The 14,661-nt window shown below is 42.0% G+C and carries 13 protein-coding genes; 8 read left to right on the top strand and 5 right to left on the bottom strand.

Features of this window, described 5'->3' with window-relative positions:
- Positions 1 to 73: 73 nt before the first annotated feature.
- Entirely contained in the window at positions 74 to 1,243 is a 1,170-nt protein-coding gene (locus GOP56_RS22770; RefSeq protein ID WP_163246708.1) for a tyrosine-type recombinase/integrase, read from the top strand.
- 106 nt (positions 1,244 to 1,349) lie between these two features.
- Here the strand turns inward: GOP56_RS22770 and lepA are convergent, their stop codons facing one another.
- Entirely contained in the window at positions 1,350 to 3,164 is a 1,815-nt protein-coding gene (gene lepA, locus GOP56_RS22765) for a translation elongation factor 4 (RefSeq protein WP_022585879.1), read from the bottom strand.
- A gap of 243 nt (positions 3,165 to 3,407) precedes the next feature.
- On the opposite strand from lepA, the gene GOP56_RS22760 reads away from it, so the two are divergent.
- The 5 genes from GOP56_RS22760 (at position 3,408) to GOP56_RS22740 (ending at position 8,512) form a co-directional block, all read left to right on the top strand.
- The gene (locus GOP56_RS22760) at positions 3,408 to 4,076 is read left to right on the top strand and encodes a VOC family protein (protein ID WP_163246707.1); all 669 of its coding nucleotides are present in this window, start codon (positions 3,408 to 3,410) and stop codon (positions 4,074 to 4,076) included.
- A 444-nt stretch (positions 4,077 to 4,520) separates the two neighbouring features.
- Positions 4,521 to 5,483 (top strand): metal ABC transporter solute-binding protein, Zn/Mn family, encoded by a 963-nt coding sequence (locus GOP56_RS22755; RefSeq protein ID WP_003343072.1) that lies wholly within the window; start codon positions 4,521 to 4,523, stop codon positions 5,481 to 5,483.
- A 16-nt stretch (positions 5,484 to 5,499) separates the two neighbouring features.
- Positions 5,500 to 6,288 (top strand): metal ABC transporter ATP-binding protein, encoded by a 789-nt coding sequence (locus GOP56_RS22750; protein ID WP_003338231.1) that lies wholly within the window; start codon positions 5,500 to 5,502, stop codon positions 6,286 to 6,288.
- Positions 6,285 to 7,631 (top strand): metal ABC transporter permease, encoded by a 1,347-nt coding sequence (locus tag GOP56_RS22745; protein ID WP_096886962.1) that lies wholly within the window; start codon positions 6,285 to 6,287, stop codon positions 7,629 to 7,631. Before GOP56_RS22750 ends, GOP56_RS22745 begins: the two co-directional genes overlap by 4 nt.
- The gene (locus GOP56_RS22740) at positions 7,628 to 8,512 is read left to right on the top strand and encodes a metal ABC transporter permease (RefSeq protein ID WP_003338234.1); all 885 of its coding nucleotides are present in this window, start codon (positions 7,628 to 7,630) and stop codon (positions 8,510 to 8,512) included. Before GOP56_RS22745 ends, GOP56_RS22740 begins: the two co-directional genes overlap by 4 nt.
- Positions 8,513 to 8,600: 88 nt before the next feature.
- On the opposite strand, the gene GOP56_RS22735 is transcribed toward GOP56_RS22740, so the two are convergent.
- A complete protein-coding gene (locus GOP56_RS22735; protein WP_022585876.1) occupies positions 8,601 to 9,359 on the bottom strand; it encodes a TrmB family transcriptional regulator in 759 nt (252 codons plus the stop codon).
- A gap of 155 nt (positions 9,360 to 9,514) precedes the next feature.
- Here GOP56_RS22735 and GOP56_RS22730 point away from each other — a divergent pair, with 155 nt between their 5' ends.
- Together GOP56_RS22730 and GOP56_RS22725 are read left to right on the top strand one after the other, a co-directional pair.
- A complete protein-coding gene (locus GOP56_RS22730) occupies positions 9,515 to 10,681 on the top strand; it encodes an MFS transporter (protein ID WP_163246706.1) in 1,167 nt (388 codons plus the stop codon).
- A gap of 14 nt (positions 10,682 to 10,695) precedes the next feature.
- A complete protein-coding gene (locus GOP56_RS22725) occupies positions 10,696 to 11,343 on the top strand; it encodes an NUDIX hydrolase (protein WP_163246705.1) in 648 nt (215 codons plus the stop codon).
- 79 nt (positions 11,344 to 11,422) lie between these two features.
- Here GOP56_RS22725 and GOP56_RS22720 read toward each other — a convergent pair whose 3' ends face one another.
- From GOP56_RS22720 to GOP56_RS22710, 3 genes are all read right to left on the bottom strand, one after another.
- Entirely contained in the window at positions 11,423 to 12,517 is a 1,095-nt protein-coding gene (locus GOP56_RS22720; protein ID WP_163246704.1) for a M24 family metallopeptidase, read from the bottom strand.
- A 441-nt stretch (positions 12,518 to 12,958) separates the two neighbouring features.
- A complete protein-coding gene (locus GOP56_RS22715; RefSeq protein ID WP_254068511.1) occupies positions 12,959 to 13,492 on the bottom strand; it encodes an acetylglutamate kinase in 534 nt (177 codons plus the stop codon).
- A gap of 283 nt (positions 13,493 to 13,775) precedes the next feature.
- The gene (locus tag GOP56_RS22710) at positions 13,776 to 14,654 is read right to left on the bottom strand and encodes an ABC transporter permease (protein WP_031309536.1); all 879 of its coding nucleotides are present in this window, start codon (positions 14,652 to 14,654) and stop codon (positions 13,776 to 13,778) included.
- Positions 14,655 to 14,661: the final 7 nt, after the last annotated feature.

Genomic DNA, 14,661 nt, shown 5'->3' with positions numbered 1-14,661 from the left:
TTGCGCTTTCCAGCCGAAAGGCAGTTTATTATACATGAAAACAGAACATATATTCCTATGTTAGGAGGAGACTATGAAAGGCGGAGTTAGAAAACGTGGAAATGCATGGTACTACTACTTTGAAGCTGGAAAAATTGATGGTAAACGAAAAAAAATAGAGCATCCAGCCGAAGGGGCACAAACAAAACAAGAAGCAGAAAGAGTCTTGCGGAGAAAAATACTTGAGTATGAAAATGTTGGTACTGTGTTTAAACCGTCAGATATGACCCTTCACGACTTTTTAATGTTTTGGCAGAAAGAATATGTCGAACTCAAATTAAAGCCTAATTCACAGTACAATTATGAGTCTGCAATAAGGATTCATATTCTACCTAATTTAGGTAAATATAAATTACGTTCATTAACGCCACATGTTTTACAACAGTTCATGAATTTAAAAGTCCGTGAGGGTTTTGCTCGTCAAACCTTAAATATTTTAGCTGGAATATTAAATAAATCTTTAAAACAAGCTGTGTACCCATACAAATACATTAGCGAGAACCCAATGCAATATGTCGAGTTGATGATTGAAACTTCTAGAAAGCCTACTAGGGAAGATTTAAAGATTCAAAGTAAAGAGAATCTACAAAAGTTAAGCCGTTACTTTTGTGAAGGACATCCGTTTCATGTTGCTTTCCAAATTGGGCTACATACAGGTGTGAGGGTAGGAGAAGGTTGTGGGCTTCAATGGGATCAAATAGATTTTGAGGAAAAAACAATGGAGATCAATCAACAATTAGTAGGTATTAAAGATCAAGAAACAGGTAAAACAAATTGGTCTCTTGGTCCGCCAAAATCTAAAGCGAGTTATCGTACAATCCCAATAAGCAACGCATTAGTGGAAATTTTAAGAAAGGAGAGGTTACGTCAAAAACAAAATCGTATAAAGTATGGTGAATTTTACCTCAAGTCAGACTTAGGTGATTTTGTTTGCATTAAAGAAAATGGAGAGATAATCACTCCATCCGTCGCCAAATACCACACTAGAAAAGCTTGTGAGGCTTTGGATATCAAATTTAATTATCACTCATTAAGACATACTCATGCAACAATGCTAATAGAAAGAGGTATGCCTATTAAAACAGTCCAAAAAAGATTAGGGCATAGCCGATCAGCTATTACTGAAGACCGTTATGTTCATCTTACACAAAAAATGGCACGTGACGCTGCTGACATATTTGATTCTATTGCACACGAATTATAATTGTCGGCATTTTTTCGAAGCGGTGGCAAATGGGTGGCAACTTCCACCTAAAAGGTATCCGCGCGCCACCCTTAACACCACTCAAACCGTTGGTATAACTTACTTCTTACTTATCATCCATACGTAAAACAGCCATAAATGCTTCTTGTGGCACTTCAACGGAACCTACCGCTTTCATGCGCTTTTTACCTTCTTTTTGCTTCTCTAATAGCTTCCGTTTACGGGAAATATCCCCCCCGTAACATTTTGCCAATACATTTTTACGCATTGCGCTTATCGTTTCACGCGCTACGATTTTTTGACCAATAGCTGCTTGAATTGGCACCTCAAATTGCTGACGAGGAATTAATTTTCTTAGCTTCTCACAAATCACTTTACCACGAGGATAAGCTGTATCCGTGTGTACGATAAAGGACAGGGCATCGACAATCTCGCCATTTAGGAGAATATCCATTTTCACTAGCTTAGATGGTTTATAGCCTGCCATTTCGTAATCAAAGGAAGCATATCCTTTTGTGCCTGATTTCAACATATCGAAGAAATCATATACGATCTCAGACAATGGCATATCATATTTCAATTGAACACGATTTTCGCCTAGATATTGCATATCAAGGAAATCACCGCGCTTGCCTTGGCAGAGCTGCATAACATCTCCAACATAATCCTTTGGCACCATGACGGTAGAGGTTACATATGGCTCTTCAATTAGCTCGATTTTTTGTATCTCAGGCATTTTGGATGGGTTATCAATTTCAATAACCTCACCATTGGTTTGTGTAATGCGATAAATTACGCTCGGCGCTGTAGTAATCAGATCAATATTGAATTCACGCTCAATACGCTCCTGAATGATTTCCATGTGTAAAAGTCCTAGGAAACCACAACGGAAACCGAATCCAAGCGCTTGCGATGTTTCTGGTTCAAATTGCAAAGAAGCATCATTAAGCTGCAATTTATCAAGAGCATCACGTAGATCGTTGTAATCACTGGTATCAATTGGATACAATCCACAAAATACCATGGAATTAATTTTACGATAACCAGGCAGTGCTTCCGCAGCCGGACGACTCGCGTCTGTAATCGTATCACCGACTCTAGTATCCCCAACGGTCTTAATAGAAGCGGCTACGTATCCTACATCCCCAACCGTCAATTCATCCACTGGAGTCTGGCGAGGCGTAGAGGTACCTACTTCTGTAACCTCAAACGTCTTGTTGGTTGCCATCATCTTAATTTTCATACCTTTTTTCAAGGTACCATTGACGATACGCACAGAAGCAATAACACCTCGATACGCATCAAAATAAGAGTCAAAAATTAGGGCTTGCAATGGAGCCTCAGGGTCTCCTGTTGGAGCCGGTACTTTTTGTACCACAGCTTCCAGCACATCTTTAATACCAATTCCCGATTTTGCAGAAGTAAGAACAGCGTCGCTCGTATCTAGACCGATAACGTCCTCTACCTCTTGTTTCACACGATCTGGTTCCGCACTTGGCAAATCAATCTTATTAATGATTGGAATGATTTCCAGATTGTTATCAAGCGCCAGGTACACGTTTGCTAGAGTCTGTGCTTCAATACCTTGCGCTGCATCCACGACTAGCAGCGCTCCTTCACAAGCCGCCAAACTACGTGATACTTCATAGGTGAAGTCGACGTGTCCTGGTGTGTCGATCAAGTGAAGAATATACTCCTCGCCATCGTCTGCTTTATAGTTCAGGCGAACAGCGTTTAATTTAATCGTAATGCCACGCTCTCTTTCCAAATCCATCGTATCAAGGAACTGCGCTTCCATCTCACGAGCAGTCAAAGCTCCTGTCAGTTCAAGAATACGGTCTGCCAGGGTAGATTTCCCATGGTCAATATGGGCGATGATAGAGAAATTGCGAATTTTTTTCTGCCTTTCCAGACGATCCATTTCTTCGTTCCCTCCCACGGATAGAATGATCTGCTCATTCGTATCCGCTAAAAAATACACTAAGATTAATAATAGCAAAAAGGTAGTATTTGAGCAAGAAATGGCTATTGATAAACGCGCCTATTTCGATTCTCGCTCCCTCTTCTATTGAACTTGTGATACATTGAATGCAACAGCATCCCACTTTTAATACGTGCAAAGCTATTGGCCGACTGTGAATTGTTCATGAAGGAGAGATATTTTATGTTCTTGTTAGACCGATTGATTTACGCAACGAACCGGCCCGATGAAATCAACCAAATCATAACACAGGAGCGGGGCTATACTTGTATTGCTACTGGCCAATCCTTCCCTGGGATTGCTACTCGTCTTTATCCGTTAGCAGGCGGTGGTTTTCTTGAGGTTGCTTACATAGAAGATGAATCACGTGTACCAGAGTCAGAATCTGGTCTAGCGCTGCAAGCCTTCATTCAAAAACACCACGAGGGTTATTATAGCTTAGTCTTAGAGACCGATGATATGAATCACGTGGAAACCATTTTACAACAAGAAGGATACCCCATTCATTTTTCTGGTACACAGCAAATTGCTCTTCCCTCAGGGGAACCGATGATGATGCGTATGCTTGGCACTCACGAACATCTGCCTTGGTTTGTTCAATACGAAAAAACCACTGTACCACGCCCCGGCTATCCCCAAGCAGCCATCATCCGCACAGCATCATTGGTAGCGGACGTGCAATTGCTGGAAAAATTGATTGGCTTTTCAGCAACCTTGGGACAATATCTGGATATGCAAACAGGTTTTCTCCCGCTAGCAAATGCATCCTTACGCTTGGAGTCAGCAGATGCTAACAGCTTTAGTTATTTTGAGCCAAAAGGACTGCTCCTAGATGATACCAAATATGTGTAAGACTCTGGCTCTAGTTTTAAAAAAGCTTTAGTTGGGTACACACTTCTTAGCTCTTCATCCAGATCATAACGAATTGGCTTTTTCATTTCTATTAGATACAGACTCGGTGATAGCCGAGTTTTTTATTTGCCAAAGAGATACTTCAGCACCCGCTTCTCTCCCCTGCACTCTACTACCCTATCGAACAAATTACCCAGTTATTATTGTTTACAAACAAGTCCTGTATGCTTTTGCGTCTCAAATCTCGATTGGCTCCCTTTCATTCGAGTATTACGGAGTTTAACAGAGTTTAGGTATCCTTATTCCTGAATGAATACATGATCAAGCACCAATTTCATTAAGGTAGCATATGGTAAAATTGTTGCACTCGGGCAAATGTTTGTGATAAAGTTGACCTCAGGAAACTTTTTGGCATAAATATAAAAAACTTGTAGGAGGACAACTATGCAACTATTGAAAAAACAGCGTTGGTTTTCATTCCTTAGCGCTTCCGTCTTAGCCTTATCACTTATGCTGACAGGCTGCGGACAACAAGCGACTAGCGGTGATACACAAAAACCACAACACGAAGGAACATGGAAAATCACCACCACTACTGGTATGGTCGCAGATATTGTAGCAAAGGTCGGTGGAGATCAAGTAGAGGTTACTCAATTAATGGGTGCTGGTGTAGACCCCCATTTATACAAAGCATCTCAAGGGGATATCAAACGAATTGAGAATGCCGACATTGTCTTTTATTCCGGTCTTCATCTTGAAGGAAAAATGGTTGATATATTCGAACAAATGAGCAAAAAAAAGCCAGTTATTGCAGTGACAAAACAAATTCCGAAAGAATTATTACACGCAGATCCTGAGTCACCAGATCAGCCAGATCCACATGTTTGGTTCGACGTATCCCTGTGGATGAAAGCTGTAGAGCAAGTTCGCGACTCCTTATCTGAAATTGATACCCTACATAAAGATCTGTATCACACAAATGCGACAAACTATTTAAAACAATTGCAAGAATTGCACGATTATGCCAAACAACAAGTTGCAACTGTTCCTAAAGAGCAACGTGTCCTAGTTACCGCTCATGATGCTTTTGCTTATTTTGGTAAGGCATATGATATTGAAGTTGTAGGCCTGCAAGGGATTAGTACAGCTTCTGAATATGGCTTAAAGGATGTCCAGAACCTGGTAACTACCCTTGTTGATCGAAAAATCAAAGCTGTCTTCGTAGAATCCTCAGTACCAAAGCGCTCGATTGAAGCCGTAGTTGAAGGGGCTTCTGCCAAAAACCACAACGTTGTCATCGGCGGGGAGTTATTCTCTGATGCAATGGGCACGCCAGGCACGCCTGAGGGGAACTATATCGGTATGGTAAAGCATAATGTAGATACAATTGTCTCTGCTCTCAAATAAAAAAGGAGGGTCCTAAATGAATCCCGTTACATCATACGAACCACTCTCCGTCAGCGATTTGACGGTTGCCTATCAGAAAAAACCAGTCCTTCGAAATGTCACACTTACCATTCCTGAAGGCAAATTAATCGGAATTATTGGACCCAATGGTGCAGGGAAATCAACGTTTATCAAAGCCATTCAAGGGCTCATCCCTGCTGCCTCTGGCCAAGTCCACATCTATGGAAAACCCTATCGCGAGCAACGCAAGCTAGTAGGCTATGTCCCACAGCGTGAAACCGTTGATTGGGATTTCCCCACAGATGCTCTTGATGTTGTCCTAATGGGGCGTTACGGACGTCTTGGCTGGTTCCGTAGGCCTGGCAAAACCGATAAGGAATGGGCCATGGAATGCCTGCGTAAAGTAGGGATGGCTGATTTTGCTGATCGTCAAATCAGCCAACTTTCGGGTGGACAACAACAGCGTGTCTTCCTAGCGCGTGCTTTGGCTCAGGAGGCTCAAATCTATTTCATGGATGAACCCTTTGCCGGTGTTGATGCTGCTACGGAGAAAGCAATCATTCTCCTTTTGAACGAATTAAAGGAACAAAATAAAACGGTGTTGGTCGTTCACCACGATCTTCAAACCGTTACGGAATATTTTGATTGGGTTGTCATGATTAATAAGCGAATGATCGTAAACGGTCCAACAGAAGAAACCTTTACCACAGAGAATTTACAAAAAACCTATGGAGGCCGCTTACAAATCTTAGGTGATCGGCTGGCCCTATCCACAGACAGGTCCAAGCAGGAGGGGTCAAAATGAGTTGGTGGCAGGCTTTGCTAGATCCTAACACACAATGGGTTCTAGCTGGTTGCATTCTACTTGGAATCAGTAGCGGGGTACTCGGTTGCTTTGCCTTTCTCCGCGGTCGTTCATTGATGGGTGATGCCCTCGCCCATGCAGCATTACCTGGCGTTTGTCTAGTCTTTTTACTTACTGGCTCAAAATCAGTTGGCTTATTTTTACTTGGGGCAGTCCTATCCGGGCTGGTTGCTACTTACTTTATCAGTATGATTTCGCGCCACTCACGAATTAAAGAAGATACTGCCCTTGCGCTTATTTTATCCGTGTTCTTTGGAATCGGAATCGTCTTGCTTACTTATATCCAGCATAGCTCCAGTGGAAATCAAAGCGGTCTGGATAAATTCTTGTTTGGTCAAGCTGCTTCTTTAGTTGGTAACGACGTCAATACAATGGTTGTTGTAGGAGCTATTTTAATTTTGTTAACAAGCTTATTGTTTAAAGAATTTAAACTGCTCTCCTTTGACGCTGGATTTGGTCGCGGTTTGGGATTGCCTATGGGAATGCTGGATGGGTTATTAATGGTCATGCTACTGATGTCTGTGGTAATTGGTCTGCAAGCGGTAGGAGTTGTGCTAATGGCAGCCATGCTGATTACCCCAGCAGTTACAGCCCGTTATTGGACGAATAAACTAGGGTCAATGGTTATACTCTCCGGTGTATTTGGAGCATTGAGCGGAGCATTTGGAACATTGCTTAGCACACAGGTTCAAAATTTACCGACTGGTCCCATTATTGTACTGGGTGCCACAGCTTTATTTTTGTTTTCACTCATTTTTTCACCAAGTCGTGGTGTCTTGTTTAAACTCATTCGTTTTTTGCGTTTGCGAAATCAGGTTTTGCAACAAGATGTCCTGCGCTCCCTATATGAATGTATGGAACACGAGATTAAACAACAGCGTATATCCCATAATCTGTATATACCTGTGAATCGGCTTAGTCAAAAAAGTGGAAAAGCACATGCTGCTGTAGTCAAAGCCTTATCTAGCTTGCAAAAGAAGGGCTGGGTTGCCTTTGACAAAAGCCGTCTGGAGCATTGGACATTTACGAAAACAGGTGTAGAAAAAGCACACGATCTCATTTTGAATCAACGCCTGTGGGATTTGTTCCTCATGAATGAACAAAAGTATCAGGGCTATGGTGTTGATCAAAATGAAGAGCTAATTGTACATCAGCTAACCAAACCACAACTGAAACAAATGTTGGCTGAGCTAGAACACTATGATATGACGCCTTTACTTCTCGGACATATGTCCCCCCCTACTTCCAGAAAGAAATCGGAACAGGGAGGTGTTCCCGTATGAACAGTTTTTGGATTATTTTAACCGGATCATTGGTAGCCGCTACATGCGGCTTCCTCGGTTGTTTTCTCATTTTAAGACGAATGGCTATGCTAGGTGATGCGATAAGTCATGCGATTCTACCTGGTATTGCCCTAGCTTTTCTCATTACGAATAGTCGAGAAACGTTGCCTATGCTAATCGGTGCCGGAGCATTTGGTCTGCTTACTGTCTTTTTGATTCAGCTTTTTCGAAACAGTGGTGTTAAATCAGATGCAGCCATCGGGGTAACCTTTACCGCTCTATTTTCTATTGGGGTTGTGATCATCTCTTTGTTCAGCTCACAAGTAGATTTAGATTTGGATTGTGTATTATATGGAGAAATCGCTTATGTTCCGTGGGATACACTTACTATCGGTGATCTGGATTTGGGGCCAAGAGCAGTCTGGGGAATCGGCATCGTCTTCTTGGTCAGTCTGTTGGTGATCTCGCTCTTTTATAAGCAATTTAAGCTCTGCACATTCGATCCTGCAATGGCGGCTGCTATTGGTATTCCAGTCGCTTTGTTCCACTATCTTCTAATGGGGCTGGTCTCTATGGCCACTGTCGCCTCTTTTGAAAGTGTTGGCGCTATTCTGGTTGTTGCTATGTTGGTTGTACCTGGAGCGACTGCCTACCTGCTGACAGACCGTCTACCTGTCATGCTAGGGTTAAGCATGCTGATCGGTGTCCTATGCTCTGCACTCGGTTATGCTTTGGCAACCTGGTTAGATAGCTCCATCGCTGGCGCCATGACAGTTATCGCGGGGCTATTATTCGCCCTAGCTTTTATATTCTCACCGCGTTATGGTCTTATTTCTAAGCTACTTGCCCGTCGCAGCTTACGTGTATCTGAGCAGGAATAGTTGCGTTGGCTTGCAACTCTAACAGCAAAGCCTCTCTCTTAGGTTAGATAAGAGAGAGGCTTTTATTTTGCAAAGGGTAATCCTTCAGCTAATACCTTAAATTTAACAATACATCGCGAATGGCCTGATCTTTCATCACGGTATCTCGATATCTTTGGGTAATTTCGGTTAAGGCAACATCATGATAGAAAAACTCAGTAAAGAATTTCAATAAAGGACGCGAGCCTGTGCGAATAGCTTGCCACTTACTCTCTTCTATCCCGGCAAAAAGCAATTCCTGTTCATCAACAATAAGGATGCGACTTCTCTCTAAGCTCGCGTGCTGTACATCAGGAATTAAGGTAGACACTGTAGGAATCGCGGTTGGAAATTCACCAATCACATGAATATTAACGGTAATTCCCTCAGCGTATTTTTGCTCTAAAATGGGGAGAAAAGCAGCTAAATCATCAGCCCATCCCGAAATAAAAATCGATTGACTGGCTTGCAGTAACAAATCCTTTAGCAAGGCTTGGATCGAATGGTTATCTCTTAAGGTCCATACTCGATCATCCTTGGGAGCTTCTTTTTTTTGCGTGCTTCTTAATTTTTGAACATTCGTTTCAAAATCAGCTTTTAGTTTTTCAATGATCGATTCAATAGGAAGAGCGGTATACAGTCGCTTTTTTTCAACGGTCGTTTCAAGAATCATCCCTTTTTCGGACAAGCGATGAAGGACTTCATATACCTTTGAACGCGGAACACCTGACCCCTTGACGATACCTGTGGCATCTAATGGCTGATCAACGGTTATCAGCGCTTGATAAACTTGACTTTCATATTGTGTGAAGCCGAATTGTTGAAGCATTGTCTTTGACCCCTTGCTTAACCATTTAGTAGGTAGTAGTACCATCATAGCATATTCTCTGGTTTATTATGTATGATGAAATTTACACTTGTTTTCTCTTGCATAAAAAGTTACTATTGCAGTGGTAACTTTTTAGAGAGAAAGGTTGTTAGGACATGAATAGAAGAGTTTATTTGCTAACCATTGTCTCTTTTGTAGTAGGGATGGTTGAATTGATTATAGGTGGGATTCTAGATTTAGTAGCCACTGATCTGGGAGTGAGTCTTGGTAAAGCAGGATTTCTGATTACAATGTTTTCCCTTGTATTTGCTATCTCAGCTCCCATTCTATTAACATTAACCGCAGGCATAGAACGAAAGCGGTTAACGATGCTTTCTTTATTCGTATTTTTGATCGGTAACGTAATAGCAGTCATCAGTCCATCGTATACGATGCTGTTACTTGCACGTATCATCTCAGCTGCAAGTGGCTCTTTACTGGTTGTTTTATGTGTTACAATCGCATCAAGCCTCGTGGCTATCCCATACCGTGCCCGAGCAATCGGAGTTGTTTTTATGGGAATCAGCGCCTCTCTTGTGCTTGGAGTACCCATTGGATTACTAATAGGTAATTCCTTTGGTTGGCGAGCTCCGTTTATCCTAATCTCAATTTTGACCGTACTTTCGATGACAGGTGTTCATTTCTTTATGGATCGAATTGAGCCGAAGCCTGCCATTCCGGTTTGGAAGCAGTTAGGTACATTGAAAAATCGTAGCGTATTATTTATTCAATTGACATCATTTTTATTTTTAGCCGGTCATTTAACGTTATATGCTTATCTAACACCATTTTTAAAAATGAAGCTAGGACTAGATGGAACCTGGGTAAGCATTATCTATGTTATTTTTGGTATTGCTGCCGTATTTGGCGGAGGCTTTGGAGGCTTTCTATCAGATCGCTTTGGGACAAAACGTACCATTTTATCTGTTATTTCTATCTTTGCTTTGACAATCTTTATGATTCCCTACACTACCTTTGCTTTACCGCTATTCCTTGTAGTGATGATTATCTGGAGTATGTTAAGCTGGGCGATCACCCCTGCATTGCAAAGCTATTTAATTGAATCTGCTCCAGAATCCTCTGACATTCAACAAAGCTTAAACAATTCTGCTCTTCACTTTGGGATTGCTTTTGGCTCCTTAATTGGCGGAATCGTCATTGAGAGAGCCTCCATTGATTGGAATGCTACTGTGGGTGGGCTTATCATTATGCTAGCTTTAGGATCTGCTGTCTTCTCGATGGCTAAGCCTAGCCTTGTTACGTTATCGTTATCTAGAAAATAAAAGAAGAGGTACAGATGATGGAAACAGAATTGCTTGCCATTTTTGACGAGTCTCACAATCATCTAGGTTCAGCTTCACGTGCAGAGGTTCATCGCAAGGGCCTTTGGCACGAGACGTTTCATTGTTGGTTTATTAGTAATGAAAATGGGACTGATTATATTCATTTTCAAATCAGGAGTGAGCAGAAAAAGGACTTTCCTTCTCTGTTGGATATTACAGCCGCCGGTCATTTGCTTGCTCATGAAACGATTTATGATGGAATCAGAGAAATAGAAGAAGAATTAGGCATACGTGTTTCTTTCCATGACTTAGTATCATTAGGAGTCATCAAAAACTGCATTATCCAAAAAGGATTTATTGATAAAGAATTAAGTCACATATTTCTTTACCAAAGTAAACATGCGATAAGTGATTATACACTCCAGCCAGAAGAGGTTTCTGGTATGGTAAAAGCTGAATTTGCTGGATTTTGCGAGCTTTGGTTACATGACAAACAGGAGCTGCTTGTTGAGGGCTTCGAAAGGAATGCCAAAGGTGAAAGGATTTCGCTTAACTGGATGGTGGGCAAACACGATTTCGTTCCTCATGAGCAGGCTTATTTTGAAGGTATCATTCACTCTATAACAGAGTATCTTTCTAAAAGAAACAGGAATCCCTACTAGTAGCAGATGGAATACTCCCCCACCTATAAAAAAAGACGAGCCTCTCGCTCGTCTTTTTCTTTAGATAAAATAGGATTTTTTACACACCAATGATTTGAAGCTCTTTTGGATAGCTTGTTAAAATTTCGACTCCAGTATCTGTTACAAGCACGTCATCCTCGATACGTACACCGCCAACCTCTGGCAAATAGATTCCCGGCTCGATAGTAAACACCATTCCGCTTACCAGCTTATCCTGATTAGCCCCATGGACAGAAGGGTATTCGTGTACATCCATACCCATGCCATGACCTAAGCGATGGGTAAAATACTCCCCATACCCCTTGTTAGCAATAACCTGACGCGCTACCTGGTCTAAATCTGCCAGCACAACACCTGGTCGCGTAGCTTCAATCGCAGCTAGATTCGCCGCTAATACCGTTTCATAGACATCCTTTTGCTTGTCATTAATCTCTCCAACAGCAAATGTCCGCGTAATATCAGAGATGTAGCCATCTTGTAATACACCCATGTCAAACAATAGGAACTCTCCGCTCGCAATCTTACGGCTACCTGGCTTCCCATGCGGTAATGCTGAGTTAGGGCCACTTAACACCATTGTAGAAAACGATGGACCTTGCGAGCCTAGCTTTTTCATTAGGAATTCCAGCTCTGCTACGATCTCAGCTTCTGTTACGCCAACCTTTACTTTTGGCAGACATTGTCTAAGAACTTCCTCGATTGTCTCACATGCTCGCTTAATTCGAACCACTTCATCAGCAGACTTTATTAAACGCATTTGGCGTAACGGCTCTTCCACATCTATGTATGTAGGAACATCTAATTCTTTGACCATTGCTTCATAGATAGAAACAGTCAAATGACTCTTCTCCACAGCCAAGCTGTTCATATTCTGCGGGAGAGCCTGCTTTAAAATTTGATACGGATTGTCGATATCTGTATGTGTCATAATGTTTTGCACGCTAGAAACCGCTTCTGCTGCATTACGGTCTAACGCAGGTACGATTAAGACCGGTTCTCCATTAGCAGGGATTACAAGCCCCATAAACCGTTCATGTGGATTTGTAAAAAAACCAGTCAAATAATATACATGCATAGGAAGAGTTACAAGAATAGCATCCGCTTGCTGTTCTTCCATAAACGAACGTAGTTGGGTAAGACGTCTTTGATCCACTTTCGCCCACCATACCTTTCTTTAGCGATCTTTCCTATCTTGAGGATACCATAGGATTTCATATTGATACATCCTCCTTGTGTAAAATAAATCTTCTTGCTAACACGTGATTAATAGGTAAGGTTACTTTCTATTGAAAGACTATAATTCTAATAATTCCCACGATTTTAGAGAATGTACCATATTAGATGAAAAAGGGAAGCCAATTAACAATGTACGAAGGTTTTTTCTATAAAGATTTTCCCCATGAGCATCGCCGCCAAACTGATTCATATTTGGACATTTAGCTTAATTCAGGGTGACCGTGCGGAAACGATACTTTCGGATAATATCTGAAAGATAACTCCTTTTTTCAAAAAATCAAAAACCTCACCACTTACAGATGAGGTCATGTGATAGCAAGACATGTGTATTACAAGTAAATCGGAATCAGATACTGATCTATCTTATGAATTGATTTGGAAATTGTTGTATAATTCCGCTGGTCATAACATCAGCCATCTCCAGTGCCTGGGGCTCAACCAGACCATTTGTTGAGACGTTTTCCTCATAGTTACCCGCAATACGTGTTGCTACTTCGGCAGTTAGAAGTCTAAGATGCTGGTACATCATCTGTCTCCATTCCTCTTGGGACCAATAAGGATTAATTCTGCCCAGGAAGATAGCAATGTCATCGGCATTTGCGTACCAACGTCGCTGTGCATCTGCTGCGGCGGCGGAATTGCCTGTGTGCAGTGCTTGAACGAGTTCCCCTGCAATCGTAAGATGTCCCTTCATCAACTCGCCAAATCTTGCCGCAATTGTAGGTCCATAGAAAGGTTGAAAAGCAGCCGCAAAATCGGTGGCATTCCGAAGAAGCCTTTTAATCGTTGCATCCTTATCAGGTAGGTCGCCTACGATGCTATTCACCGCCAATCTTGTCCAGTAAATATGTTGTTCCCATAAAGCCCTCAACTGACGGTTCAATTCCACCATTGCAGGTGTCCAACACACGGATGAAACTGGCCTGAACACGTAATTGTTATAGTTTGATGAATAACCATACATCGGGGATCATCTCCTTTTTCCGGTTTTCCCACAGTATATAGGCGAAAATACGAATGTGTGACTGACTTACTAATGGTAATGTCCGTTATCCGAAGATTATCTCAATTTAGAGGAACGCTAGTTTTTCTCCACTCCGATATTCGTATACGTAAACAAACTCCTGCCCTAGATCATAACTGAAGTCATCAAGGAGCAGGAGCAATCTTTCGTTCTAATTCTTCATCCGGGGATCTAAGGCATCTCTTAGTCCATCACCTATCAGGTTAAATCCAAGGACGGTCAGCACAATGGACAGACCAGGAAAAATAACCGTCCAAGGTGCCTGCTGGATGTATTCACGAGAGTCGGCTAGCATTTTACCCCATTCGGGTTGCGGCGGTTGTGCGCCAAGTCCGAGGAATCCAAGCGCAGCCGCTTCCAAAATAGCGGTTGCAATCCCTAAGGTCCCCGTCACAATAATAGGAGCTATGCTATTTGGCAATATATGCTGTGAAATAATCCGAGCATCCCTCATTCCAATAGCCCTAGCAGCCATAATGAATTCCTCTTCTTTTAAACTAAGCACCTTCGAACGCACTAATCGCCCATAAGTAGGAACATTGATAATCGCAATAGCCATTAGTGCATTCTGTAGAGAAGGTCCTAGAATGGCAACGATCGCAATAGCTAGCAAAATGCTAGGGAAGGCTAAAATGATATCAAATGTACGAGAGATAAGCATGTCAATCCATCTTCCATAATAGCCAGCAATCAATCCAAGCAGGGTCCCTATAATAATCGACCCTATAACCGAAAATGTCCCTACCCATAAAGAGATTTGTGCCCCATATACTACACGGGTATAGACGTCCCGACCATTATAATCAGTTCCAAACCAATGTTTTGCAGAAGGCGGCATGTTTCTCTCTTTTAATGCCCCCTCATCAAAAGGATGCGTAGTAATAACAGGAGCAAGAATCGCAACCAGAATAAAAAAGATGATGATCCCAAACCCTAACAAAGCCATTTTATTCTTCCGTAACGTTCGCCAGGCATCTCGCCAAGGAGACGTTGTTTTTTCAACCTGCTCTTTAGAAGAGACAGCTTGCATCTCTGGA

The sequence above is a fragment of the Brevibacillus sp. 7WMA2 genome, assembly GCF_010748895.1.
Taxonomy (GTDB): domain Bacteria; phylum Bacillota; class Bacilli; order Brevibacillales; family Brevibacillaceae; genus Brevibacillus_B; species Brevibacillus_B halotolerans.
This window is presented reverse-complemented; position numbering and strand designations above follow the sequence as displayed.